Source organism: Ralstonia sp. ASV6, assembly GCF_016429285.1.
In the GTDB taxonomy this organism is placed as follows: domain Bacteria; phylum Pseudomonadota; class Gammaproteobacteria; order Burkholderiales; family Burkholderiaceae; genus Ralstonia; species Ralstonia flaminis.
Map to the genome: position 1 here is coordinate 59,122 of NZ_JAELUI010000001.1, position 26,150 is coordinate 85,271.

General features: G+C 59.5%; 16 protein-coding genes and 1 pseudogene. 4 read left to right on the forward strand and 13 right to left on the reverse strand.

Going from position 1 to position 26,150, the window contains the following annotated elements:
- Positions 1-139: 139 nt before the first annotated feature.
- From JHD73_RS00240 to JHD73_RS00255, 5 genes and pseudogenes are all read right to left on the reverse strand, one after another.
- The gene (locus JHD73_RS00240; RefSeq protein WP_199026607.1) at positions 140-1,195 is read right to left on the reverse strand and encodes a GNAT family N-acetyltransferase; all 1,056 of its coding nucleotides are present in this window, start codon (positions 1,193-1,195) and stop codon (positions 140-142) included.
- Between the two features lie 53 nt (positions 1,196-1,248).
- Positions 1,249-1,488 carry a hypothetical protein gene (locus JHD73_RS00245; RefSeq protein ID WP_199026608.1) on the reverse strand — a complete coding sequence of 80 codons (240 nt, stop codon included), beginning with the start codon at positions 1,486-1,488 and terminating at the stop codon, positions 1,249-1,251.
- A 525-nt stretch (positions 1,489-2,013) separates the two neighbouring features.
- Positions 2,014-2,850, reverse strand: coding sequence for a hypothetical protein (locus JHD73_RS00250; RefSeq protein WP_233176712.1), 837 nt, complete (start codon positions 2,848-2,850; stop codon positions 2,014-2,016).
- A 120-nt stretch (positions 2,851-2,970) separates the two neighbouring features.
- Positions 2,971-3,117: pseudogene (locus tag JHD73_RS29695) on the reverse strand (DUF4236 domain-containing protein); the annotation flags it as partial.
- A gap of 135 nt (positions 3,118-3,252) precedes the next feature.
- Positions 3,253-4,770, reverse strand: a complete 1,518-nt coding sequence (locus JHD73_RS00255; protein ID WP_199026610.1) for a sensor domain-containing diguanylate cyclase — start codon at positions 4,768-4,770, stop codon at positions 3,253-3,255.
- Positions 4,771-5,022: 252 nt separating this feature from the next.
- Here JHD73_RS00255 and JHD73_RS00260 point away from each other — a divergent pair, with 252 nt between their 5' ends.
- Both JHD73_RS00260 and JHD73_RS00265 read left to right on the forward strand, forming a co-directional pair.
- The gene (locus JHD73_RS00260) at positions 5,023-5,310 is read left to right on the forward strand and encodes an H-NS family nucleoid-associated regulatory protein (RefSeq protein WP_199026611.1); all 288 of its coding nucleotides are present in this window, start codon (positions 5,023-5,025) and stop codon (positions 5,308-5,310) included.
- Positions 5,311-5,655: 345 nt separating this feature from the next.
- Complete coding sequence (locus tag JHD73_RS00265; RefSeq protein ID WP_199026612.1) at positions 5,656-6,024, forward strand: hypothetical protein; 369 nt, start codon at positions 5,656-5,658, stop codon at positions 6,022-6,024.
- A gap of 370 nt (positions 6,025-6,394) precedes the next feature.
- On the opposite strand, the gene JHD73_RS00270 is transcribed toward JHD73_RS00265, so the two are convergent.
- The 7 genes from JHD73_RS00270 to JHD73_RS00300 form a co-directional block, all read right to left on the reverse strand.
- Positions 6,395-6,898 (reverse strand): dual specificity protein phosphatase family protein, encoded by a 504-nt coding sequence (locus JHD73_RS00270; RefSeq protein ID WP_199026613.1) that lies wholly within the window; start codon positions 6,896-6,898, stop codon positions 6,395-6,397.
- Between the two features lie 429 nt (positions 6,899-7,327).
- The gene (locus tag JHD73_RS00275; RefSeq protein ID WP_199026614.1) at positions 7,328-9,022 is read right to left on the reverse strand and encodes a ShlB/FhaC/HecB family hemolysin secretion/activation protein; all 1,695 of its coding nucleotides are present in this window, start codon (positions 9,020-9,022) and stop codon (positions 7,328-7,330) included.
- A gap of 27 nt (positions 9,023-9,049) precedes the next feature.
- Complete coding sequence (locus tag JHD73_RS00280; protein ID WP_199026615.1) at positions 9,050-9,544, reverse strand: hypothetical protein; 495 nt, start codon at positions 9,542-9,544, stop codon at positions 9,050-9,052.
- A gap of 319 nt (positions 9,545-9,863) precedes the next feature.
- A complete protein-coding gene (locus JHD73_RS00285; RefSeq protein ID WP_199026616.1) occupies positions 9,864-10,160 on the reverse strand; it encodes a hypothetical protein in 297 nt (98 codons plus the stop codon).
- 291 nt (positions 10,161-10,451) lie between these two features.
- Positions 10,452-10,610 carry a hypothetical protein gene (locus tag JHD73_RS00290; protein WP_199026617.1) on the reverse strand — a complete coding sequence of 53 codons (159 nt, stop codon included), beginning with the start codon at positions 10,608-10,610 and terminating at the stop codon, positions 10,452-10,454.
- Positions 10,611-10,837: 227 nt separating this feature from the next.
- A complete protein-coding gene (locus JHD73_RS00295; protein WP_199026618.1) occupies positions 10,838-11,470 on the reverse strand; it encodes a hypothetical protein in 633 nt (210 codons plus the stop codon).
- A gap of 1 nt (position 11,471) precedes the next feature.
- Positions 11,472-21,692, reverse strand: coding sequence for a hemagglutinin repeat-containing protein (locus JHD73_RS00300; protein WP_199026619.1), 10,221 nt, complete (start codon positions 21,690-21,692; stop codon positions 11,472-11,474).
- A 372-nt stretch (positions 21,693-22,064) separates the two neighbouring features.
- Between JHD73_RS00300 and JHD73_RS00305 the strand changes: the two genes are divergently transcribed.
- Both JHD73_RS00305 and JHD73_RS00310 read left to right on the forward strand, forming a co-directional pair.
- Positions 22,065-23,801, forward strand: coding sequence for a DUF4236 domain-containing protein (locus tag JHD73_RS00305; protein WP_233176713.1), 1,737 nt, complete (start codon positions 22,065-22,067; stop codon positions 23,799-23,801).
- 326 nt (positions 23,802-24,127) lie between these two features.
- Complete coding sequence (locus JHD73_RS00310) at positions 24,128-25,474, forward strand: diguanylate cyclase (RefSeq protein ID WP_199026620.1); 1,347 nt, start codon at positions 24,128-24,130, stop codon at positions 25,472-25,474.
- A 59-nt stretch (positions 25,475-25,533) separates the two neighbouring features.
- Here JHD73_RS00310 and JHD73_RS00315 read toward each other — a convergent pair whose 3' ends face one another.
- A complete protein-coding gene (locus JHD73_RS00315) occupies positions 25,534-26,145 on the reverse strand; it encodes a DUF2894 domain-containing protein (RefSeq protein WP_199026633.1) in 612 nt (203 codons plus the stop codon).
- Positions 26,146-26,150: the final 5 nt, after the last annotated feature.

Here is a 26,150-nt window from a genome sequence, read left to right on the forward strand (position 1 = left end):
AAGCAAGTCGCGGAGAATTGCGCTGTCGAAGCCGAGCTTGTGGGGCAGAGAATGGCTCCCTACCGGGAGCCATTTTTTCGGGCGCGGAGCGATAAAACGCAACGAGCCCTACTGAAGATACGCTTTGTGAGCGCGCAGGTCAGACGCGGTAGTGCCCCATATCGCCGACGAGGCGATTAGTCATGAGGAAGTATTTTTCTGGTTTGTCTTTCGTGCCGATAGTGATGGAGCGCGACGAGTTGTACTCAGCGAATCCGCGTTTCTTGTACCAATTGACCTTGTCCTCGATTGCCCAGAGGGAGATGTTCTCGCAGCCCCTGAGTTTCGCGTAGTTCTCGACGTGGTTATAGAGAGCCGTGCCGACGCCGGGTTCCGAGCGCGATTGGCAACTGACGATATGGTGAATCCAGAGCGTCTCGTCTTCAATGTGATACGCGACAAAACCAACGGGGACGGAATTCCACTCGAGCACCATGATGTGTTTGGCGCGCGTGGTTGCGTCGAAGTAGCGGTCTTCGCTCTTATAACGGGCAATGCTCGTTGCCGACTCGCCGACGTTGAACTCGGGGTCACCCTCAAGCGGCGGACGAAGGACAAGAGCCGGGGACCCACTACCAGGGCCAGAGCCCTGGGTCGAGTAGTGTGACAACGCGGTGTTTGGCGTAATCCCGTCGCGTACCAGCATTACGTACTCGCCGCCCTCATAGAGGCACCCGTACCAGGTGGGGATGAAAGCTGAGTCTGCGTTGACGGCGACCGCGTAGGTCCACACGCGTGCGGAAAATTTGCGGAGGTGGGCGTATACGGACGTCAGCGTATGGCCGCTTCGGCAAACGCCGTCGATAACGAGGAAGGCAACGCTGCGGGATAGTTGGCCGTTGTCAGCCGGGGGCCATACTTCATCAAGGGTGTACTGCACGCCTTCATCGATGACAGCGATGATTTGCCCGCTCTTCTGTTCGTCCTTTTGAACGGAGACGAACATGATGTGCTGGTTATTGAAATCTGAGATGGGCGTGGCCTTCAATTGCTTGATTAGGCGCTGCGCCATCTGAGTGCCCGACTCCCCCACGCCGACCACGAACAGCGTCTCGATGGGCACCTTGGCGTCACTCAGGACTGCTTTCTCCAGCTGGTTACGCAGGTCAGCCAAGAACGAGTCGACGCGCTGGTCCTCGATGAATATCTTTTTCATGTTCAAAAAAAAAGCTGGGTAGCAAAGCTACCCAGCTGTTTGTGCGTGCGGAGTTATCGCGGCAGCGTCGTAACCAGCTCTTCGCCGATTTCGGTTACGGCGCAGGCGCGGCAAAGCTTCTCAGTTGTGCCTTCGTCCGTTTCGCGAAAGCGCACACCGGTAATCGATTCTTGCAACGGAATCCCGCACTCAGCGCACTTCGGCTTAAGCGCACGAACTCCGGCCAGAAGGCCATCAAAGTTCACGCCGCCAGCCGCATTTTGGAACTTGATATTTTCCGCGACGTTTGCCATGTCAACCTCCGATGGGCAGTAATTTGAAGAAACCCGCTATTGATGCATAGATGTGCGGCCGCTGTCAATAGTAGCGGACGGGCTACATGCTGTGCAGAGGCGAGACACAGCGCCATCCTGTTGCTAGGTTGCGACACGGCAACGGGGCCTGCAAGTGAGTATAGCTCAAGGCGCATGGGATGTTGTGGAGCCGAGAGCCGCGCGTGTCTGGGAGAACATTCATCGGCATAGGGCCGCTTAGCATCTTGCCGGAATCTCGAAGCGGCTCGCCGGTGTCCATGCTCGACTTTTGAGTTCTCAAGCCTTCCCGGCGTACGGAGGCAAGGCTCATGCGCGACTGAGACGAAGAACTGGAGCCGGAGGAATGCGCACGTCTCTACCGAGATGGACTCGGGCCTGCATGTACGTGTGCGTGTGTCAACGCGACCCACCTGGCTGCCCACTCAAGCCGACAAGTAGGCACAGGTATAGTACGCTAGGGCAATCACGATGATGCAGGCGGCGACCGTCAGCAGGTAGCGACGGCTATGGACTGCTGCTGTGCCGAGCCATCGCCCGGATGGCGCTTGCGATTCCATATGCAGCACCGATACGGCTAACCTGAAAGAGTTCGTTCAGGCCCGAAGCACTTGAGAAGTGAATCTTTTCGTACTCGACAACAGGAATTTCCGTGTTGTTCTTGAACCGGCGGTCTGGGCCCCCGTTCTTGTTCACGTACTTCCATGTGGTGTCCACAACGCGGCTATCGCGGGGAACGCCTTCTTCTTCAATGAAGCGGCTTACTGCTGTTTCCACACGCAGCTCTGAATAATTGATTGCGCCGACCCTTTGGCCGTCGAAGACCAAAACTCGGTCTGGGTAAAAGTAGAGTTGCAAGTGCTTCCCCTCTAACGACGGGACAGGAATATTCGTCTTAATGAAGCTGGCGCCATGTTCGGTAGTGGTCAAGGCACTTCTGGAAACGACTTGACCTGCCCCGGCATGGTACTTCCGATTGAGGACATCACCCTTCGAATTTATTCGCCACTTTCTACTCGCCTGGAATACGGGCTCGAAGGCCCTTGTCAGTGCCTCGTACGCCGAGCGAGCTGGCTCCTCTAGGTCATAGAAGAAGACGATAGTCTTGCTCACCTTATTGAAATAGAGCACGGCACCGACGACCATAACCAGTAGGATGGCCAGCAACGCCAAGGCGACACCTTGTACGCCGTTACTCATCGCCATGAAGAACAGGATGACGGAGGCAAGTGCGACGACCGTCCAATAGTTTGGAATGCGTCTTTTTCGTTCGATTTGGGCAAGGACGTCAGCGGAGGTCGTGTCTACCAATTGCTGCACGGCAGCGCTCTGAATTTCCTCCATTGGGCCCACGGTTCCCGCATTGGCTTCGTGCTGTGGGTGGGAATGATTTGGTACGTAGGACGGCTGAGCCCGCGCGGGTGTTCTGCTACCGCCTTTTGGGAAGGTCGTTCTGTAGTACAGCCCGCCGCCGCCCATATGAATGTAGTTGCCGCGTGGCCCAGTTCCGACCCTGAGGCCTTTTACACCGGCTGATACGCCGACCCCTGATTTCGAAAAGTTGAATCGGAGCGGACCCACTCTGACGCTTTGGCGAATGTAAAACCCCATGACTTCCCCCTAGGGCGGACGACCAGTTATCAAGTTGCTCCTAATAATCGAATACGACTGCACTGTGTGCAATAGGGCACCACAGGTCAACTACCGCCACCATTTGTCTCAGAGTGGTGCCGTGTGGACACCCAGCTACGTCTCAGTTCGCAAATGTAAGTTCTGCGGCATGACCATATCGCGGCCAGCAGCCTTGGCCTCATACAACCGCTGGTCGGCTTTGTGGACCAACTGCTCCTCGGCGGTGCCCAAGCTCGTATCGTTGTCATAGGCAGCCACGCCAATGCTTACGGTCAGGTGCCCGCTCGGGGTGCCAATGTGAAGCTGGTTGGCTGCGACGACCGCCTGCCGAATCTTCTCCGCTATGCGGACGCCTCCTGCAAGGTCCGTATTCGGCAGCAGCACACAGAACTCCTCCCCACCGTAGCGGCCGGCGAAGTCCCCAGGACGGCGGATGCTCTCTGCGATGCAGCGCGCAACAACGCATAGCGCTGCATCGCCGGCAATGTGCCCATAGTGGTCGTTGAAAGCCTTGAAGTTGTCGACGTCTGCCATCAAGACCGCAAGCCCTTGCTTGTTGCGCTTTGCACGTCGCAATTCCACGTCAAGGGCGGCATCCAGGGCCCGGCGTGTGCCGAGACCAGTCAGACTATCGGTGTCTGCTAGCAATTGGAGTTGCTGCTCCATCTCAAGCCGTCGGTGGAACTGCGTTGCAAGCGCAAACGTCATCCAGACGAAGACCAAAGTGAGAGCACCCATGACACCGCCAATGGCCCAGGACCGCCGTCTCCATTCTGCGTAGATGTCATCTGTTGCCAGCCCCAACACGACTATCAGTTGGTACTTCCCAATATGCTTGAAGCTGTAAAGGCGCTCCGTGCCGTCTAATGCGGCAGTGCCCAGATAGCTGCCCCCATCGGCCTGGAGGAGCGGCTTGAAGGATGCTGCGCTTGCAATGTTACGTCCGACGTCTTCGCTATGATAGGGGCGCCGCATGAGAACCGTTCCATCGGTTCGCAGCAGCGTGATGGAATCACGCTCGCCCATAGACAGTCCATCAAATAAGCGGTGGAAATAATTGAGCCGCATTGTCCCCACAACAATGCCTGCGAACTGTCCTTGTGCATCATCCAGACGTTGACTGAGTCCAATGGACAGGTCTGCGCCGGTGGTGCGCGGCGAGAAAGGCTGGCTGATATACACGCCCATGTAGGGCGCCTCCTGCTGGTGAATCCGGAAATAGTCCCGGTCAGCGAGATTGACCTTTCTGGGCGGCACCGACCGGGAATCGATAACGATGTCGCCTGCTGCGTCGGTCACCAGCAACGAACCCATATCCTTCGCATTGCTCGACCTGTCGAAGAGAACTTGCTGCTGGACTTTGGGTGGCAGCCGGAGCACGTCAGGGTCCTTCACACCGTCGACGACCGCCTCCATCGAGAGTTCGTAAATCTCCAGATTGCGCTCGATGTCACGCTGCAGAATCAAGGCGAGATTGTCAGCCGTGTCGCGGGCACGCTCCAGGGCGTCGACCCGCATTTCGTACAGCGCAAACGTCACGACGCCAACTACGGTCATTGCGGCCGCCACGCATGCGATGATGAATAGGACCGGACGTGCGAGAAAAGCGCTCGCGAGCTTCGCCAAGGCCATAGGGAATCCTTTTCTGACACCCACATTTTTTGATAGTCGCGTACCGTAGCCCATCTTCTGGATTTTCGTATCGCGCTCTTGTGTGGAATTTTAACGATTTGCGCGACGTCTCTTATCGAAAGATGGTTGGGCCGGAGCAGCCCATAACTTCAGTAGGGACGCGAGCCACGTGCCCGAAACATTGCGACGGCCATCATTCTTGCCCGCGTTATTCCGCTATCCTTCGCATTCCACACCACCCAGAGGAAAACCATGGCGACATACAAAGACCTGCTCGCTCAGAAAGCCAAGTTGGAAGAGCAACTCGAGGCCGCCCGTGCGGCAGAAGTTGAAACGGCTATAGCGCAGGTGTGTCAAATCGTGCTCGAGTACGGTTTGACAGCAGAAGACCTCGGGCTCGCAACCAAGGCAAAGAAGCGCAAGGGAGGAACCGTTCCGCCGAAGTACATTGACCCGAAGACCGGAGCAACTTGGACAGGTCGAGGTCGAGCGCCAGCATGGATTGCCGGCAAGAACTTTGACCGGTTCCTGATTAAATAAAGATTGCCCGTAGAACGCAACGCAGTTCTGACACCGAAAAGCCGCTGTATGTGCGCAGCGGCTTTTCTACGACTCACGCATAAGGCCGAAACTCGTCTCAATAACTTCATGCGAGGCAGGTTCGCCTGACAGCCACTAGCATCATGTCCAGCGTTCTAGGCAGTTGTCACTGCAGGCATTCAGACAGGCGCGCACGCGAGATGCGGAGCTGCCCTGGTCGCGTCGTTCCTATGCTTATTTGCCCGACGTCCCGTCTAGCTTCTGCGACGCGCAAGGACAGTTTAGAGCAACGAGCTTCTCTTCTATCGCGGCTAGCTGACTGTCGAAACCGCGCTGCCTTCCTCGATGCCTAATAGGCGAGGTCAGGAGGAACAGGCCAAGGGCTACGCCAGCGCAGCAGAAAAAGAGGGCTCGGTTACCTATCTTTTCCCCAAGTCCGAATTTCCAAACCAGCTCAAGCGGCGCACCAGCAAAGAAAAGCATGATGAGGCCGGCTGCAAATCCGAACCAATCGTTCCTTTTGCTTATGCGTTTGTGCATACGGAGCTCAACCTCCGCCGCCCGCAACTGAAGACAGACGTTATTGTTGGGGTTTTGCGGGTCGTTGTACTTATGAAAATCGTCGAAAACGTCCATTTTCGGTCCGCTAGGGTGCAATACCGATTTAGCGGCAGTTCGATGGAAATCTTTAGTACGAAAAGCTTCAAACAGTAGAGCTTGCTGCGCGTTCGCTCAACGTTGCGCTTGTGTACTGTTGCGCCCGACCTATCTATTGGGTCAGCGAAGTCAGGCTAACGGCGCGCCCCCCACGCGGAAGCTGGCCATTGTCCTGTTACGTGCCCCGCCTCGCACGGCACTTTTCGAGCTCTTGTGAGAGTGTCTCAATCTCAGACTCCATGCTGGCCGCCCGCTTGAGCAACTGAGCCACTCGGTGCCAATATTCGTAACCAAGGTCGCCATCGGCCAGCCCGAGTTCATGCAACTTGCGAAGGGCAATTTCTAGGTCGACTTGATTTTCAGAGGCCATCATGCTCTCCCGTATGCGCGTGCCGCTGTTTCGACAAAACAGTAGCGTTGATACACATCAGCGGCGCACATTCTTCCACTCATGGTGTCCTCGGACATCGCCCGTCAGCATGCGAATGATGGAAGGGTTAGCCTGCGTGAGATGCTGGAGCTCTACGTGGTACCCGTAAAGCTTGTGTAGTGCTAACGTGATAGCGGCCGAGCGCGAGTATCCGCCTTCGCAGTGCACAACGACGGACGATATTTCGTCCGGCAGTGCCTCTACAAACCCGCGAATGGCAGAACCTTGCTCAGCGGTGAACGCGTGTGGAAGCTTTTCTTTCGCTCGCGCAGATAGGTCTGGCTTTAGGAAATCGACGTCAGCGAAGCGCAACCGCAGCATGTGAGCGAAGCCGCTGATATTGGCCGGAGGACGCTCGGGCGCTGTAACAGAGATGATTGCAATCGACGGCAATGCAGGCAACCTCTCGGCATCTGCCCGCGATAGCGCGAACACTTGCCGTATGCCGTCAGCCGGCGGCCTGTACAACCGGCCAACAATATCGTGCAATCGCTGAGGCATTTTTCCTCTCCGCAGTATGCGGACATCGCCGCGCTGACGCAGGGTACTGGGTCGGATACCTTGCGCGTCGCCCCGCCTCCCACAGGAGATTGGCCGATGGCGCTGTTGGAAATCCAGGACACAATTCGGCCCCGCCCCGACGCAACCCGTCCATACGCCCCCATGCTAGAGCAATGCGCGGTGGTCAGGCGACCGAAAATAGTATGCCGTTGCGCGAGGAGATTTTCTTTTGGACACGTTATGCTTTATTCCGCGCCGATAGGACAACTTATGCTTTATCTCGCTATCCGCACGTGGAAAGAAATCCCGGTGTTGTGGCCAGCTTATGGTTTATTTTCCGGCCACGAATCGCGTAACGGCACACGGAGAGACGAAACCTCTTCCAGAGTCCTCAAGACAGCTTGGTATTGGGAGGCATAGGCAGGCCGACTAGAACTCCACGCCCACCTGCGCCATGACCGCCGGTTGCTGACTCCGGAAGCCCGCCGGCTTGTACAGCGGCCAGCCGAACGACACGTCGTAGTTGAACGCCATGTAAGGCCCGGACGGCACGCGTCCACGCACCCCGACCACGGCTCCCACCAACTTGTCGCCAAGCAGGAATTCAGCGCTGGGGCCGTGCACCTTGCCCATATCGACACCGACATAGACGGCTTGACCCGCTACACGCCAAGCCAGTTCGTTACGCCAGAACCACCCATCCTCAGCCGCAAGCGTCAATTGGCCGTCGAAACCGCGCACGGTATAGCGGTTGCCGATGGTGAAGTAATCGCTGGGTAGCACGCGCGTGCGAGCGTGCTGGATAGACCAGTTGCTCGTGTACTCGAACACCTGGCTGGCCACTCTGAACGGCCAATACAGGCTCGCGTTGGCGGTCTCAACTTGTGAGCGCCCGCCATAGCCAGGGTCACCGACCACCACGCCCGGCACATTCGAGTGGTCAGGCAGCGTCTCTCGCCACGCGAAGCCACCATCAAGCACAACCGGCCCGAGGTAGTGGCGATGCGACATCGAGGCCTCGTAGCCCACCACGTCGCGACGCTGGACAGCAATCTCAGTGTCTTCCAGGTAGTTTCGGTTGATTTTGCGGAAGACCTTGAACTGTGCGCCGGTGCGCGACGTCGCGTCGCGGTGCAGCACACCGCTGATGCCGGCATTCACCTCTGAGCTATTGCCGCTGTAGACGATGGGCTCTTCGAACCCCGCCACCGTTTGGTTGTAGCGCGAGCGATTGGCACCGACGAAGAGCGTGGCATAGCCAATCGGCACGCTCCAGTTGATGGAGTAGGAGCGCGTGCCCGCAGCTGTCGAGCCTCGGTCCGTATTGGAAGACGCGGAAATCGACAACTGGTCGTAGAGATGCAGCGGCGAGTCGATGACCAGCGAACCGCTCATCTGATACTTGCCGGTCGACTTCAGGCCCGTGTTGTCCGCCGACAGCGACGCGTGCCAGCGCTTATCCGTGCCCGGCTTGAGCACGATGTCTGATTCGCCGACGCGCTCACCAGGAACGATGTCGAAGCTCGTCTGCGACTGGCCCGGCAGGCGACGGATGCTCTCTAGCGCTTGGTCCAAATCACGCTGGTTCAGCAAGTCTCCTGGACCAGCGAGCAACACCATGTGTGCCCAACCGATGTTGTCGTCCGAAGCATTGCGAATAGCCCCAATGCGCCCCGGCAGCACTTTGAGCAGCAACGTACCGCTGGCCAAGTTCTGCTTCGGGATAAGCACCCGCGAGGTGACATAGCCGCGCTCAATCAGGGCATTGTTTGCCTGCAGCTCAATAGCCTCCAACCCCTGCTTGCCAACACATTGGCCGTTGACGGGCTTGAGCAGGTCCGGCAACCACGAGAAGACGTTGTCCTCCAGCACGATGCCCTCAATCTGGAAACATGGCGTCTCCTTCGGCAGCGCTGATAGGGAGATAGCCTGTGCTGGTGCCGGTGGCGTGAAAACGTCTGGGCGTGCATTGGCACGCTCACGCGCTTGCTCGGCCTGCTGCTCTTGCAAGCGCTGGACTTCGGGACCAGGGCCGGTGATGGGTGCAGGCGCGACTTGCGCGAGTGCGAGCGAGCTAAGCGTGCCGACGTAGAGCGCGGCCGCGCGGGAAACGACAGACAACATGATTTGGAATTGTTAGAGGGTTACGGCTCAGTTAGTGCGGCTGGAGATGGGCTGCTGCGTGGGGAAGCACTTTTCCTTGTCGAACTTCTCGACTTTCTGCGTAATCGGTTCCCCGCCAGCATCGCTCATCTCAACCTTGCAACCACCAGGTGCGCGCACGAAACGCAGCGTGACCTCAGCGCGGTCAAAGGTGTAGACGTTCGGCACAAAACAATGCCACCACGTGGCGCCGTTTTCCCCTTGGTCGTAGATGTCAATGCGGACCGGCTCGCCGCGTGGCACCGCAAAGGTCGCAGCCTCCCGGTACGGCATCATTCCATTTGGCTGCCATCCGATACGTTTGTCAGCTGATTCACAGTTGCCCGGCGTCTCTGCAATCAGCAAGTGCGCCGTGGAACTGTAGTCGTTCTGGAATGTGACACGCGTGGTTTGTTCCGTCGGCAGTGCAGGCGCTTCGTACTTGCCAAAGATGAACCAACCACAGCCGGAAAGCGTCGTGGTCGCGACGAGTACGGCACCCACGACCGCAATTCTTGCGCTGCGTGGGCCGTGTAGGTTGTTCCCAACCTGATTTTCCGCTCCGTGCCCCACTGCGGACGGTGCGTTAGACAGCGAAAACTTCACCTTCCAACCCCTCTCTTATCTTTTTGGTCTTCACGGCTTCTCACGAAGGACAGGACACTTAGATATGCGGCGATGACCATTGACCAGAACAGGCAGAAATAGGCCAACGCCACAAAGTGTTTGGTAGTTAGAGCAAATCCCAAGGCGCGAAAGAAAGCCAATCCAGCCAATAGCAGCCAAGGAGAGAGAACCGCTTTGATGAGCAACCAACCGGCTCTCATTCCGGGCTGCCTTTCTTATGTTGGTACTGACGGCGAAGCAGCCGGACTGCGTGAATAAGTTCCAGTGCCAGCCAAATCGCCCCAACGAGTGTCATGACAACGACAACACCGTGATGCTTTGCCTCACTCGGAACGACGCTATCGCTGTGGAGCACGTTCGCGTTGAGCCACAGCATCCAATCACGAAGCCAATAGGTGGCACCCATGACGACCAAACAGCAGGTCAAGCGAAAAGCAATGCCTTTCCAGCCTGGATGCTCTACTGCTCGGTCAAGGCATGCGAATGGGTTCACTTAGATTCTCGTTTGCGCTTCTGCGTCTTCCATTGAAGGAACCCGAACCAAAGCGCAAACGCCAGCGACTGGAATGTGCACACCAGGGCCAAGTAGGCAAAGTGTCGCTCGGTCAGAGGGACTCCAACCAACCGAAAGGCTCCTCCTCCGATGAACAACACCCAGGGAGCGAGCACCACGCTGCTAAGGTCAACCACTTTTCGCCAATTCACCTTGTTGGTGTCTCAACGTTGCAAGAGAGCTCTGCGCGGCTCAACTGAGCATCAGTCATTCGCCTCCATGCCACGCCGCCTACTGCCAGCCAAAAACATTCTTCAAAATCACATAGGCGATGAAAATCATGCCAATTGCAAAACATGTCCACCAGATGATTTTTTGCTTTTTCGTTTGAGGAGAAGAACCAATTGATGCCCCCATGATATGCCAAGAAACCCCTTTGTCTTCACTCAATATGTGCGCCGTTTAAAGATATTATCAGATGGAAAAAGTGAGATATTTTCTACAAATTCTCCCTCAAAAAAACCTGGCCTTGATTAGAAATAATCCAATAACAGCCAAGCCAAATAAAACGCACACTCGATAAATCCATCTTTGCAGCTTGGATAGTTTCTCGTACTCGTCTGGCCTAAACGATGGTCCTGCCATAGCTACCTCAATGAGCCAGCTTCCTTTGCCGGCTACTTAACCAGCCTCGCGATAAATTCATTGGTGGACGACGAAACTCTCCGATCACCGAGAGAAATTTCGATACCTGACTTGTCGTAGGAGACGGAAGTCCCAACCGGCAATGCAAGGAATGCCACCACCTCGGAGCGGCCAACTGCGATCTCGAATAGCGAACAATGCTTTCCGCCCGCTGGCTCAGGGTCCTTAAATAGCCATCCAGAATCCGTGGCAACGTCGACAAGCTCCCGCTCCATGTAGAACTTGTCGCTGCTAAAGAAATCTGCCGACACAACACCGGACTGATTCAGCGCAGGAAACACGGGATCAACGCCCAGTTGAGCACAGGTTTCTCGCTGAAGCATCAAGTGACGGATAGTTGTACTGGCTCCTCGCGTCCAATTGATCGGTACGGAATCGAACCTTGGCTCCCACACCTCCAGATCGCCGCGTGAGTCCTGGCACAGCTTCACCATCATCCAGCCTATCTGCACCAGTTGGTTGTCGCTGAAAACAACTCCGGCAGCGACTTCCCCTTCAAAATAAGACAGAATCCAGTCGAACCCTATCCCCAAGTCCGAGGCAACTGCGACGACGATGTTGGGGTGGTTGTATCGCTGGCGTAGGTTGGTTCGGTATTCGATCATCTCAACGACTTCCCCTCAGGGAGTTTATGCGGTTCGTGATATAGCTTCTGATCGTTTCAGCTTGGCGAGCGCTATCTTGGATATACCCGGGGTCAAGCGGTTGCCCCTTGTATGTCTGCCAATCACCGGGCATCTGCGCTCCCTTGGACGAGTTGAAACTGGTCGGAAGCCCTTGCGTGTTTACCGGGTCGTTCAGAATTGCACTTTGCTGTGCGGGCGTCAACTGATCGAACCCCGGCTGGTCCTTGATCCATTTCTGCGGAACGATGTGATCTGCTGCCAATCGTTCATCTGTTCGCACTACCTTTCCGGTAAGTGGGTCGACGTAGGAGCCGCTGGCATTGGCGTTCTCTCGCATCGACGAATTTGGCGAAGTAACTTTGGTGCTTTGTCCGCCTGACGAGGTGTCAGAAGCCTTGTCACCCACCTGACTTGCGCTATCGCCGCCGCCAGACGCCGCGATCGCATTCCTCGGCACATACCCCGGCGCCCCAACGCCAATTTGCGGCACCGCGCCTGATGTGCCCCCCCCTGCAAGCGCGGGCGACGCACCAGGGGCCTGCGGCCCACCGCCTTCGATAGCAACAATCGCTCCCAGTCCGTTTGCGATTCCTCGCAGGAGCAGCTCTTTGTTCGACGGCGAGTTCTTACTGCCACCGTCGTTGATTGCTTGCAGATCGTTGGGATCGGTCTTCTTGCTGCCGGGTGGTGGCGGAAGAATCCCGCTCAAGGCGTAGTTCACCGAACCCAACGGGTCTGTCACGGTGTTCACAACAGCATCTATCAACCGCTGCATGACCGTACCGTTGCCGCCTTGGCAATTGCCGGTCCCGCAATCTCTATCACGGTTGTATAGGTCGACGTTTGAGCCCGCAACGGCTCCGGAATTTCCGCCAACCAGCGCCCCCGCAGTACCAGCCAATGCATTAGCCACCACGTTGCCCAGCAGGCGGTCGGCATCTGCGTTCCCCGTTGTTCCTTGGAACGCGTTGCTGACACTATTGAGGTTGCCCGCAAGCGTGGCAGATGCTCCTGCGCCTGCGGCGCCACCTAAAGCGTTCCCTCCTCCGAGGCCCGCAAGCACACCGCCAGCAACAGTGTGAAGAGCAACGCGGTTCCACCCACCTTCATCCCAGTTCTTGGCCTCTTGCAAATACTGCGCCGCCAACTCCGGATTGTTGTCGGCGGCGGCTTGCTTCGCCGCATCCTTTGCGGCATCTCGCTTCTGGTCTGCATACTGACCAATGCGAGTTGCCACGGCCTCACCGGCCGCCTGCGCTGCGGCCATCATGTCGGCCTGATTGTTTAGTAGGTTCTGCAGGTCAGGCGTCTTGCCAACCTTGCCATTCGTGCTGGTTGTGTCACGGCTCAGGCTAGCTAGGTCTTGCTTCTGGCTAGCCTGGTCAGTAATCGTGATGGTGCCCTGCGAGACGGCGCTGCGTGTGGTCGCACTCTCACTGCCACTGTCGTTTTGGCTAAGCATCGGCGTCAAGCCACCGCTGTTCTTCACCGATTCGTTACCAGTGGTCTTGTAGTTATTTCCACCATTGCCCAGGGACCCACCAAGGCTGAAGCCGCTGCTGGACGCGCTGTAGTCCGAGTGGTTCTGAATGTCCGAGAAGGTGAGCGTGCCCGTGGTCAGTTGGTTCTTGTCAGGCGTGGCCGTACTGGCGATGTACGCGCCCTTGAGGTCCGTGTTGCCCTTGACGTTGATGTCAAAGCCGCCTGCACCGGCCTGGATACCCGATTGCTCGTTCACGCCAGCATAGTTGCCATTCGCGTTGCCATTGCTATGGCTAAAGCTACCGCTGACGCCTCCCATGCTTGCGCTGAATCCGCCGCCAGAGCTTTCCTGGTGAGCTGTGCTGCGGCTGGAGTCTTGGGTGCTCGCAACGTTGAGATTCCCGCCGATGTTAGCAAGAACCTTATCGGCGTTCACGTTGGCGCCGACGATGTTGGTATCGCCGCCGCTCACGATAGTCACGGTGTCGCTGGCATTGATGTGCGTGTTGTTTTGCGTCTGCGCATCCGAGTTCGCATCGCCATGCGCCTTCGACATCGAGGCTGACACGCCAAATCCGCCCGAACCGTATGACACACCAACGCTCGCACTCTTGGATTCGTTGGTGCTGCGCGTGCTGTCCGTGTCCGTACTGCCCGTCAGGTTGACCTGATTCTTGGCTTGCAGCAGCACATTCTTCGCGTTGACATCGGAACCAACGATATTGATGTTGCCGCTGCCCGGTGTGCCATCCCCCGTTGCCACGAATGCAGTCGTACCACCGGCCTTGATGCTGCTGCCATTGTTCTGGGTGCTGTCTTCCTTGAACGTCGTCTTGCTCGACGACGAGCCCCAGCTCAACTCGACCTTGGCTTCAATCTCTCCCTTGGGGTCCTTCAGCGCACTGTCCAATCCCTTGACTGCGCCAAAGGCATCCATCGCACCGCTCGCAGCCGCAATCCCATGCAAGGCCGCTGCCCGCTTGTCCTGGCTATTGCCCGCTGCCTCACCTTGCTGCTGAACGTTCTGCAGAGCATCCAGCACAGGCGACTTCACCGCCAGCGTGAAGCCCGAGCTCTTGATTTCATGCGTCTCGTCGTGATGACGGTCAGTAGTTGCAGCGTCGATGGTCACGTTCTGACCGATACCCGTCACGTTCTGGCCAGCGACCACGTCCGAGCCAGTGATATGCAGATTACGGCCCGCCTGCATGTTCACGCTGCCGTCGGTGCTGCCAATGAGGCTACCTTGCGACCCACGAACGGTATCGTTGGTCGTGTCGGTCGTCTGGTTAGTGCCATACGAGATGCCTGCGCCCGCACTGCCCAGACCACTCTTCTTCACGTCCTTAAAGTGAGACTCGCTGGTGGCGGTATCCGCCGTCGTGATGGTCAGGTCGCGACCTGCCGACAGGTTTACGTCGCCTGTACCCGCAACGGTCGCGGCCTTGGCCGTTATGTCACGGCCTGCAGCCACGGTCACCGTATCGCCAGACAGTGTGGTGCCCACAGCGTTGGTCTGACCCGCCGAATCAATGGTGTGCGTGGTCTTAGACGAAAGGAAGCCAGTTTCCTTCTGATAGTGCTCGTCACGAACGTCTTGATGGCTCTGGCCCGCGTTGAGGTTCACGTCACGCCCCGCGGCCACCTGGATACCGCCCGTCGTGGCGTTGGCGTACGCGGCAGTGGCGTTCACATCTTGACCCGCACCGATGGCGACGTTCCCACCAGCCTGGATTTGCGTGCCGGCATCGGAATACGACGAGCGGTCCGAACGGTTCTTATCCCCCCAGACGATGTGCTCTTCATTCGACTGCCGCACCGCAGTCAGGTTGACATCGCGGTTGGCCGTGATGGTGGCGTTACCCGCCGTGTTGATGGCAACGGCCGCCAGATTGGCATCACGACCGGCCTGGATGGACAGTGCACCCGCATCGATGCTCGCCACCTGGTTGATGTTCGTACCCGTGGTCGTGAGGTTCTTCGTTTGAACCGTCGTGCTGGTCAGGTTCACATCGCGCCCGGCCGCCAGCAGCACCTGGTCACCCTGGATATGGCCACCGAGGTTGTTGATGTCTTGTTTGGCCTGAGCCAGCAGCGTGCTACCCGCCAGCGTGCCGGTGTTGACGATGTTGTCTGCGGTCACCACCGTCACGTTGCGGCTGGCGATGGTGCCGCTGTTCGTGGCGTCGCCCTTGGCATTGAAGCTGACGTTGTTCCCCGCCATCAGCGTGCCGCCACCCGTGATGTCGGTGTCCTTGGCGCGCAGGTAGACCTGCGGCACCAGCACGTCCTGCTTGCTGCCGTCGGCCAGCGTCACCGTTTGCTTGACCATCCACACGATGTCGCTGGTGAGCTGCGCCATCTGGGCTTCGGTCAGTGCCGTGCCAACGTTCAAGCCAAAGGCCTTGCCTGCGGCAACACCGTTGGCCAGCAGTGCCTTGTACTCGTCTTCATTGCTGGTGTAGTCGCCAATGAAGCGCTGGCCTGTGGCCCGGATGATTTGCTGCTGAATCAGTTGCTGCTCGTAGAAACCATCACCGATGCGCTTGAGCGTGGCACCCGGGTCGTTGCGGAACTGCACCAGCATGGCGTCGCTCGACGTCCACTGGCGGAAGTTCGTGAAGCGCGGGTCGGTTTCCACCAGCACGCTACTACCCGGGTCGCTGATGATGCGATAGAGCGCGTTGTTGGGCAGTGTGAGGTTCGGCACCACGGTGCGGATGACCACGTTGCCGGGCAGCGTCACGGACGTCGTCGCGGCACTGACGGAGCCGCCAGCAGGTGTGGCAATGGACGCAGTCTGGATGTGCATGACTCCGCTGTTGGGCACCGTCACCGATGCACCACCAGGCTGCACCGTGTCGCCGCCAATCGCCTTATAGTCCGCAACGGCCGCGCCGCTGCCATTACCCAGGCCCGCCTTGGTCGACACCGCAACGGATTTAACCGTGGGCTGGCTGTTCGGACCGGAGCCGTTGGTGGGGCTCACATCCAGCTGGTAGTTGGTCTGGATGGTCTGCCCTTGCCATGGGCTCTGGTTGTACTGGCGGTGGTCGGACGAGAATGCGCCGCCTCCGCCGACATAGGTGTATTGAGCGGTTCCGCTCGTCGTGACGGTTTGCGTACCCTGCATCCCAACGTTGACCGGCCGCGTGCCAATCACGTTACTACCAGTCAGGTCGCCGCCCGCCACCATCTGGCTGGCCACGTTGTTCACCACGCTGGCGTTCAACGTCATGTTGCCACCGGACGTAATCATTCCAGGGTCGCTTTGCGTGACCACCGTGCGGGTAATCTGCTGCGTGCCGTCGTAGATGGTGAAGCTTTCGACCTGGCGATTGCGGAGGTCGGTGTTGAACGCCGTGATGGCGTTGTTCAGCACCTGGTATTGCGCAACGGCGGCGTCATGTCGCTGCTGCCACGCGGTTAGGTCCGCTTGATACTGCGCGTACTGCTGATAGGTGCTCGGGTCTGGCTGTGTGCCAATTTCCTGCGGCGGCGCGATGCCAAATACACCCCAGATGGCGTCCGTGGTCTTGTAGAGGAACTGCTCCGGATAGCTCGACACCGTGCAGGAATCAGCGCTGCAGGGCATCTCCGGCACATAGGCCACGGTGGGCTGACGCCCGTCGTTGGTGTAGTTGAACGGGGGCCCGAAGCGGTTGAACGGATATTGCGTGGACGGCAACACCATGACGCCCAGACGCGAGTCGCCCAGCCACTGCCAATCCGTCCCAGGCGCGCTGGTACCCGGGCCCGTCTGCATAAACATGACTGTGGTCGGGTCGATGTCCTGCGTCGACCCATTCAGCCGATACGACACGACGTGGGTACCCGGCGACGTCTGGTTTGTCGTCGCAAAGTGATTGTTCTGGTTGTTGATTTGCGCGGCCGCAATCGTCAGGTTGCCGTCGGCGTTGATGGTCGCCGAGCCATTGGTCACGTTCTGAGCCGAACCAGTCGCGTGGTTGCTCGCGTCGAGCGCCCCGCCAACACGCATGTTGCCAATCGCATAGATAAGCGCATGTTCCTGGTTGTTGAGCGTCTGCACGCCCAGGTCCATGTCGCCACGGCTGGCGATGACACCCGCCACGCCACTACCGTTGACGGTGTTCGTCAGCGTGTTGGCAGCAATCGAGACCGAATCCCCATACAGGCGCCCTGTGTTGACGACGTTGTTCGCTCTTACGACGGTCGCGCCACCGTCGATGAGGCCGTCGTTGGACAGCGTGCCCTGGGCGGTCAGCGTGTTCGATACCGTGCCAATCAGTTGGCCGCTTTGCGTGTTGGTGATGTTGTTGGCCGACACCGCCAGGTTGCGGCCGGCGGACATCGTGCCCGAGTTGGTGACATTACCCGTCGTCGTCACGGAAACGTCTTGCCCGGCAGCCAGCGTGCCGCTGTTGTTGTAGTCCGACTGCAGGTTCAGAGACACACTGCCTTGCGACTGCACCGTACCGTCACCGCTCATCTGGCCGGCCGTCACGCCCACGCTCTTGGTGCCGTTCAGGTTGCCCTGGGTGTTCGTCAGCGCGGCGCTCGCCTTGGCACCCACCGACCCCGCTGACTGAATCGAGCCCTGCGTGTTGTTGATGGATGGCGCTGTGAGTTGCGTGTTCAGGTCCGAGCGGATGACGCCAGCTGTGTTGTCGAGCGACGTGGTGGCGGTGAGCACCACATTCGCGCCTTCCATCCCGGCCGTGGCCGTATTGGTGTTCTTGTTGAGCAGGTTGGCACCGGACACCGTCAGCGTGCCGCCGGCGTGCATCATGCCGGCGGAATTGTCGACCGTCGTGCCATTGACCGTCACATCGCTGTTGGAGGCCACCTGGCCACCCGCGTTGGTGAGCGTGCCTGTATTGATGGTCAGCACACCGTTGGAAACCAGCTTGCCTTGGTCATTGGTCAAGGTCTGGCTTTGCGCGCCGAGCGTAGTGTTCGATGAAATGGTGCCTTGCTGGTTCGTCAGCGTATTGGCGTTGACCGAGACCGCGTTGCCAATCACCGCGCCTTTGGTATTGGCCAGCGATTGGCTATGGGTCGTCAGCGTCGTGCCCGCCTGCATCACGCCACCGTTGGCATTGGTGATGGCACCCGCTGTTGCATCGAGCGCGGCTGCGGCTGCGACGGCGCCACCAGTGTTGTCCAGTGCGCCCGTGCCTGTGTTGACGGTCACGTTTCGACCCGAGACCGTGCCGGCCTGGTTAGCAAGGCTTGCGGCTTGAAGCTGAATGTCTTGCGTGGCAAGAAGCTTGCCGCCGGCATTGGCGACGTTACCGGTGCTGGTGAGTGTCAGGCCGCCTTGGCCGGAGCCGAGGATGCCACCAGCGGTGTTGTCCAGGCTCGCCACCGTGGCGTGCACTTCGCCAGTCGCGGCCAGCGTACCGCCCTGGTTGGTGACCGCGCCGGCGGTCAGTTGCAACGCGTTCGCGGCGGAAACCTTGCCTGCCGTGTTGTCGAGTGCGCCCGTGCCGGTGTTAAGGGTCACGTTCTGACCCGAGACCGTACCAGCCTGGTTGCCCATGCTGGCTGCCGCGAGCGTGGTGTCTTGGGCCGCGAGCAGCTTGCCGCCCGCGTTGCCGATGTTGCCGCTGCTGGTGATGCTCAGGGCGCCAGCGCTGGAACCCAGCACGCCGGAGGTGTTATCCAGGCTCGCCACATTGGCGGTGACATTGCCTGCGCCGGCCAGCGTGCCCTGCTGATTCACCAAGCTGCCCGCTTTCACATTGGCCGTGCCTGACGCTGACACCGTACCTCCGGTGTTATCGACCGCTCCCGTGCCGGTGTTGACAGTGAGATTACGTGCGGAGATGGTGCCGCCTTGGTTACCCACGGCTGCGGCGTTGAGGGTCGCATCCTGCCCCGCGATGAGCTTGCCGTTGGCGCTGGCGATGTTGCCCGCGCTGTTGATGACGAGGTTGTTGGCGCTCGATCCGAGCGCGCCGCCCGTGTTGTCCACACTCGCCACGGTGGCCGTCATGTCCCCGGCAGAAGCCAGCGTACCGCCCCGGTTGACGAGGTCGCCGGCTGTCAGGTCTGCCGTTCCGGAGGCGGAGACTTGACCATTGGTGTTGTCGACCGTACCGGCGCCGGCGTTCACCGACAGGTTGCGCGCCGAGATGGCGCCACCTTGGTTACTCAGGCTCACGGCATTGAATGTCGCGTCCTGTGCGGCAATCAGCTTGCCGTTCGTGCTTGTGATGGCACCGCTGCTGTCGACCTTCAGGTTACCGGTGCTCGAGCCCAACACGCCCGACGTGTTGTCCAGGCTCGCGACAGTGGCGTGCACGTTGCCGTTGGCGGCGAGTGTGCCGCCCTGGTTGACCAGGCTCCCCGCTTGAACGTTGGCTACGCCCGATGCCGACACCGTGCCATTGGTGTTGTCGACAGTCCCGGTTCCGGCGTTCAGCGACAGATTGCGGCCAGAGACGGTACCCGCCTGATTGCCAATCGCTGCGGCATTCAGCGTGACATCCTGCGCAGCGACCAGCTTGCCGCCGCTCGCATTGGCAATCGAACCCGTGCTGTTGACGGTCAGGTTGCCGGTATTGGAGCCCAATGCACCGCCGGTGTTATCGACGCTGGCGACCGTAGCGGTCACATCCCCAGCAGCGGCGAGTGTGCCGCCACGGTTGACGAGGTTGCCAGCCTGGATGTCGGCAGTGCCCGATGCGGCCATCGAGCCGCCCGTGTTGTCTACGGCACCCGCGCCCGTGTTGAGCGCCAGATTGCGCGCTGAAACCGCACCGGCCTGATTGCCAAGGCTCGTGCCCGCGAGGGCCACATCCTGCGCGGCGACCAACTTGCCGCCTGCGTTCGTGATGACGCCAGTGCTGTTGACATTCAACGCACCGCTGCTGGAGCCGAGAACACCCGAGGTATTGTTCAGGCTTGCTACGTTTGCAGTGACATTCCCCGCTGCGGCAAGCGTGCCGCCTTGGTTGACGAGGCTGCCAGCCGTGACGTTTGCCGTGCCCGTAGCGGAAACCGTACCGCTGGTGTTGTCGACCGAGCCAGTTCCGGTGTTCAGGGAGAGATTCTGGGCCGACACCGTGCCGCGCTGGTTGCCCAGGCTGCCGCCAGTGATGGAGACATCTTGTGCGGCGACCAGCTTGCCCTTGGTATTGGTGATGTCACCGGCGCTATTGATGGTGAGGCTGCCGCCATTGGAGCCCAATGCACCGGAGGTGTTGTCGAGCGAACCAGTGGTGATGCTCGTGTTACCGGTTGAAGCCAGCAGGCCACTCTGGTTGACGACGCGCTGAGCACCAACCTGCAGCGTGGTGTTCGACGACAGGCTGCCCGCTGTGTTGTCCAGCGTGCCGCCCGCCTGGACGGTCACGCTGCCCCCGGAGATGGTCGCGCTGCGCGTGGCCACATCGCCCGTGGCGGACAGCGAGACCGTGCCTTGCGTCGCAACGTTGCCGTTGCTTGCGTCAATGCTCGCCCCGCTCACGCCAATGCTCTGACCCGCCAGCAGATTGCCGCTGTTGCGCACTGCGCCCGTTGCGTTCAGTACCACGGTGCCCGGCTGCGTGACGTTGCCGCTCGTATCGACGCCCGCGCCAATGGTGCCGCTGTTGGCAATTTGCGGCCCCGTGATGGTTGCGTTGCCGCCCGCAACCAAGGTGCCCGTGTTGGTCGTGCTACCGAACACCGTCACGTTGCCAGGGCTGGTGATGACACCCTGGTTGCTCACGTTCGGTGCCGAGATGCTGGCATCCGCCGCGCTCTGCACACGCCCCGTCGGCGTGATGGTGACGTCGCCGTTGGCGGCCAGGTTCAGGCTACCGGTGAGCGCAGCGAGGTTGCCGCCGATGTTGACGCCCAGCCCTTGCTCCGTGCCAATCAGCCGCGTGGCACCACCGCCGTACATGCTGCCCAGTTGGCCGACGTCGATGGCGACCTGCGGTGCCGGGCCGACGCCTGCGATCGCCGTCGGCGTGACGCTACCGTAGTCGACATTGTTGGCGCCCGCCACGGCGTTGATGCGCGCCGCCCACACCTGACCATTGATGGCCATGGCCCGCGACAGCAGGTCGAGCTGCGCCCCGCGTGCATCGAGGCCCGCACCATTGACGGTAATTTGCCCTTGCTGGACCGAGATGCTCGAGATGTTGCCCAGCGCATCGAAGTTCGGCGTACCGGTGGTCAGCGTGACGCGAGGTGCCTGGACGAATGAGCAGCCCGCACAGGTGATGCCCGCCGGATTGGCGACGATAAGGCTGGCTTGGTTGCCCGCGATTTCCGTGGGGCCGGCCAGCGTCGACGGATTGCCACTGGTGACCTGGTTCAGGATAACGCGCGCAGCGCTATTGCCCAGGAACGGGTTGCCCTGCACCCAGCCGGCGATTTGCGTCTGCGAATTCTGCCCGCTGTTGTTGAGCACAACGCCAGCCTGGCCAACGTTGTAGTTCGTAAACGCGTTGGAGCTGACGCCACCGGCTGAGGGGGCGTTGATGTTCACGACAGGCGTGCCGTTCGCAGCCACACCAACGACGGGGTGCGGTCCAGGAACACTGCGGTCCGGCGTCAGGGATTGCGAATGGAGTCCCGGTGACGCCAGCGCTGCGGCAGCCGTCAATGTCAGGGCGGAGGCCCGACGGCTCGCTCGGCTTCCTGAGCTCCGCCCCTTGCCTGTGCTCCTCGCCGATTCCTCAACTGCGACCAACATGCCGCGTGCGGCATTGAAGACGGTTCGGTAGCACTTCGCATTCATGGCAAATCCGGGCTTGTAACTTTTACGAAAGGCCGGATTTTAGGTGCGAATTACAAAAAAATGTGTTGTAGCGTCCCACACTTTGCTTTATTCGAGGATTATCTAGCTTTAATCAGAATTAAGTTCAATTTACTTCAATTCAGACCCCAAACTAAGGGGGTAATTCTTTTGAACGAATTGACGCTTGAACGGAAATGCTCAGCGCCAAAGAGCGCGCTTCAGCTAATGCTCCTCGCGCCCCCGCCTTCCACCCACTGACGCCCCCCTTTTGTAGGGGGTAAGGACGCATATCGGTGTCGGACAGCTACGCTATGCTCGCTGAACACCAGAACAAAGAGACTAGGCGCGACCTCCGCAAACAAGCGGATGCATATGGTGGGCGACCGAACTCTAAAAGAGGGGCGAGATAATGGGCTGGAGCTTTGGAAAAAGCGTCAAGATAGCACCGGAATTCGTGTGAATTTCAGCAAGAGCGGAGTCAGCACTTCAATCGGCGTAAAAGGACTGACCTATAACACTCGGGGGCGCGTTACCGCGAGCATCCCTGGCACGGGGATTCGCTTTACACAGCAGCTCCATTCACAAAGGACGCCCCACCCCATTGGTTCCGTAGTAGCTGGCAGTCGTCGCATCGACTCAGCCAACACAGAGCGCCTGTCGAAACGGGAGCAGGCCACTCTGGAGTTCGTGTCGATGGTTCAAAACAGGACATCCGCCGCGTTGGTCCGATATTTCATCTCGCACGGCGTGCATGTCGTGGCCGACGATCTCAGCGAGGCTGTAACCCTGGAGGAACACCAACCCTTTCTCGAAACACTCTCGCGAGAGTTTGAGGCCACCACAAGAGCCATCAGGCTGGCGCTCGACATCGGCTCGATTTCGCTCGCGGAGAAAGAGAAGGCTATGCCCGCCGTGTACGAAATAGAACGCAAGTGCGCTGAGCATCAAGGCGCATTTGGCGACCTAGGAACGGCATCGACCACACTCCTGAGTACCGTTCGCAGTTGGCCGAAACCGCCGGCATTGATGGCGCCGCTTCTAGTGGGACTGGTTGGGTGTTTCATCCTCGCGTACAGCGTGCCCGCTGGGCTGCTTCTTGTGGCTGCGGCGCTCGCTTATGGCGGCTACAACGCTGTGACGTTCACGCGAAGGAAAGAAGCCATTGCGGCAGCGATCGACAATGCCAACCAATGGTTTGACGCCTTGCTTAAGGTTGAAGTCACGCCGCGACCACAGCTCAAGGTCGGAAAAGACTTTGTGCCACTAAAGGCCCTTGGCGCTGCAGTGGCGATACTGGTCGCCAGTGTCTACGCTCTCATCGTGCCGTCACACCAATCCAACAATCAGAATGGAGCCCCCGTCCAGGCGGCGGCATCGACAGATGCACCAACGGTGGCAACCACCCCTGCACCCACGGCTGGTTGGGCAGATGCAGCGTTCAGTTGGCTTGTAGGTCAGTATCCGTCTGCTGTCGTCAATGACCGCCGCTTCCGGGCGGCCTTCAAGGGCATCGCGCGCGGAGACTGGGCAAAAATCACAGAGCGTCTGGCGGTGACCGATGCCGCCGGCATCCAATCAAAGGACGGATACCTGGTTGGGACTGGCTGCATGGCTCACGCTTGCAATTCGGAACGAGCGGCATTTGCTATCAGCGAGGCGACGGGCAAGGGAGATTTCGTCCTCATCGAGACGCCGGGCGCATCCAGCGACGCCGTCGTGAAGACGTATCAATGGCCCGGGCTGCCGATTGAGAAAACTCCGCTGATGGACTGGGCGCGCCAGAGTGGAGTGAACATCGGCACCCAGGCCACCGTACCATCTGCATCTTCCTTGCAGACGAGCTTTGACTGCACAAAGGCTCGCTCAGATGCAGAGCACATCGTCTGCAGCGACCCAGAACTGGCCGCGGCTGACGTGCAGCTTGCGGCCATCTACGCCAGAGCCAAGGCTGCTGCCACAGACCCCACTGCTTTCAAGGAGCGGACACGGGCCCAGTGGAACTATCGGGAACGGCAATGTCACGACCGCGAATGCGTGGCCCGCTGGTACGCGGACCAGCGCGTGGTTCTCTCTGAGATTGCGAACACGGGTGATGCCGCCACGCAGTGAGGCTCAGCTAGCCCGATTTCACGAATCATCGCAGAGAGTGTTCATGAACACACCAGCACCCGATGCAACCCGCCTTGTTCACAAGGCCGCAGCACCGCAAGGCATATCACTCCTCTCGCGAAATATCGCTTAGGCAGTGAACACGCATCAACAGGCCAATCGCGAATCCCATCCCGGAAAGCCGTTCAAAGCTTGCCTGATCAGCAAACAGAACAGCGATGGTCCATACAACAAAACACCCCCATACACTTTTGAACGACTTTCCGCTGCGCCCGGAACCATGGAGAATCGCGCACTGATTCCTCTTCTCCACCCTGCGGTTCGGCATGACAGACAACAATCCCTCGGAGACCGCGCGGCACGCTCTCAGGCTGCTGGCCTCACGCAGGTTGGCCCCCACGCCAGACAACTTTGCCGCGGTTTACTACGAAATTGCAGGCAGCCAGCCAAATGGGGACGCACAGAACGCAGAACGGATGGCGCTGGTGCGGGAGTTGCGCGAGCAGCTTGCGCGCACGGTTGAGCACTGCCTGCCTGCGCTGGGCGAAGACGACGTCGCGATCGGCCCGGTTGCCTGGGCACTGATCAAGACCTGCCGCTCAGAAACGGAAAACCTCACGCACCTGAACGCCAAGCTGGCGGCGTTCAACCATCGGCTATCGCTGGTGGCAGAAGACCAGAACGAGATTCGCAAATCGCTGCTGGGCCTGCTGCAGCTTGTCTTTGAAAACATCGGCCAGTTGTCATTGGACGACCGCTGGCTGCGCGGCCAGATTGACGCCCTGCTGAAAGCCAGCGAAGCGCCGGTGAGCCTGCGACGGCTTGACGACGTGCGGCGGCGCCTCAAAGAGGTGATCCACAAACAAGGCGTGTTGAAGGCAAAGTCAGTCGAAGCCCAGGAAGACATGAAACGGCTCCTGGCCTCTTTCATGGAGCGGCTGTCCACGGCTGCCGAAACGTCCGGCGAGCATCACCAGCTGATGGAAGCGTGCGCCAAGAAGATCGAGTCGGCCGAGACCCTCTCCGAGATTGCCCCCGCCATTCAGGACGCACTGGCCGCCACGCGCTGGATGTCGCAGCAGGCTGCCCACAATCGTGACGAGCTTTCAGCAATGAAGAAGAAGGCCGATGATGCCGCGGCCGAAGTCGCGAGTCTTCGCAAGGCGCTCGATATGGCGTCGGCCTCGGCGCGTCATGATCTGCTCACGGGGGCACTCAACCGCAAGGGCCTGGAAGAAGCATTGGAGCGCGAGGTCGCCCGCGCCGCCCATCAAAACTCGACGCTCTCCATCGCCTTCCTGGACATCGACGATTTCAAATCCATCAACGATGCCCACGGACACAGCTTCGGGGACGATGCCCTGTCACATCTGGCCCAGGTAGCACGCGAATCCATACGCCCCCAGGACGCACTCGCGCGTTTTGGCGGCGAAGAGTTCGTGATCCTGATGCCCGACACCTGCCTGGAAGATGGCGTGCAAGCCATCACCCGGCTGCAACGCACCCTCACCCAGCGCTTCTTTGCCGCCGGTGATACCCGGCTCTTCATCACGTTCTCTGCCGGTGTGGCCGAGCTCGGCAAGGATGAAGCCCCCATGGCGGCGATCCAGCGTGCGGACCGCGGCATGTATCAAGCCAAGCGCGCTGGGAAGAACAAGGTCGTCAGTGCATGACGCATTGTTGCCGTTGACCAAAACCAGAGGGCGCCAACTCTCATGCCGTACGTCAATGGCTAACGCGACTTGCTCCGCGCACTCTTTCCACCCACACCACGCCCAACCTCCTGACCGGCACCAGCCCCCTCCCCGCCCATCCGCTCCAGCCACGACAGCGCATCCACATACGCCAGGAACTGCCGCAGATACTCCGGCGATACCTCGCGCATCAGCAACAGCGACCGGTGCACAAGGCTGCTCGAATTGAGCGGCCCGGCGTTGGTCGGCACTTGATCAAGCGACTGGCGCAACTGTTTCTCTGCACTGACGCGTGACCAGGTTTCCCGCACGTCTTCGAGAATCTTCAGGTCAGTAAAGGCGCGGGGATGACGCGCCAGACCGCTGGCCGCAGCGCCACCAGCATCGGCGCGCGCATGGCTGGCGATGCTATCGAGCAAATCGCCCAACGCACTACGGGCAGGCACGCCGGAACCACCACCCGCCTCAGGCACGGGCAGCGCTCGATCGACGTCATCCGCATAGGCTGCGATCAAGTTGCCCAGTCGTTCCTCCAGGAGGCGCCGCGCCTCGCCCGTTTGCTTGGCCGCACGGCGATGCAGCGCTTCAATGAAGTGAAAGCGCACGCGATCGAAGCGATCGGCACCACTTGCGCGCCAGTCGTCGAGCATCCCCT

What these genes read in the sequence shown, in the direction of transcription:
- JHD73_RS00255 (WP_199026610.1), bottom strand. Translation starts at nt 4,770, where the DNA reads ATGGCCTTGGCGAAGCTCGCGAGCGCTTTTCTCGCACGTCCGGTCCTA.
- JHD73_RS00295 (WP_199026618.1), bottom strand. Translation starts at nt 11,470, where the DNA reads ATGATCGAATACCGAACCAACCTACGCCAGCGATACAACCACCCCAAC.
- JHD73_RS00310 (WP_199026620.1), top strand. Translation starts at nt 24,128, where the DNA reads ATGACAGACAACAATCCCTCGGAGACCGCGCGGCACGCTCTCAGGCTG.
- JHD73_RS00250 (WP_233176712.1), bottom strand. Translation starts at nt 2,850, where the DNA reads ATGGAGGAAATTCAGAGCGCTGCCGTGCAGCAATTGGTAGACACGACC.
- JHD73_RS00245 (WP_199026608.1), bottom strand. Translation starts at nt 1,488, where the DNA reads ATGGCAAACGTCGCGGAAAATATCAAGTTCCAAAATGCGGCTGGCGGC.
- JHD73_RS00240 (WP_199026607.1), bottom strand. Translation starts at nt 1,195, where the DNA reads ATGAAAAAGATATTCATCGAGGACCAGCGCGTCGACTCGTTCTTGGCT.
- JHD73_RS00300 (WP_199026619.1), bottom strand. Translation starts at nt 21,692, where the DNA reads ATGAATGCGAAGTGCTACCGAACCGTCTTCAATGCCGCACGCGGCATG.
- JHD73_RS00305 (WP_233176713.1), top strand. Translation starts at nt 22,065, where the DNA reads ATGGTGGGCGACCGAACTCTAAAAGAGGGGCGAGATAATGGGCTGGAG.
- JHD73_RS00270 (WP_199026613.1), bottom strand. Translation starts at nt 6,898, where the DNA reads ATGCCTCAGCGATTGCACGATATTGTTGGCCGGTTGTACAGGCCGCCG.
- JHD73_RS00260 (WP_199026611.1), top strand. Translation starts at nt 5,023, where the DNA reads ATGGCGACATACAAAGACCTGCTCGCTCAGAAAGCCAAGTTGGAAGAG.
- JHD73_RS00265 (WP_199026612.1), top strand. Translation starts at nt 5,656, where the DNA reads ATGCCTAATAGGCGAGGTCAGGAGGAACAGGCCAAGGGCTACGCCAGC.
- JHD73_RS00275 (WP_199026614.1), bottom strand. Translation starts at nt 9,022, where the DNA reads ATGTTGTCTGTCGTTTCCCGCGCGGCCGCGCTCTACGTCGGCACGCTT.
- JHD73_RS00315 (WP_199026633.1), bottom strand. Translation starts at nt 26,145, where the DNA reads ATGCTCGACGACTGGCGCGCAAGTGGTGCCGATCGCTTCGATCGCGTG.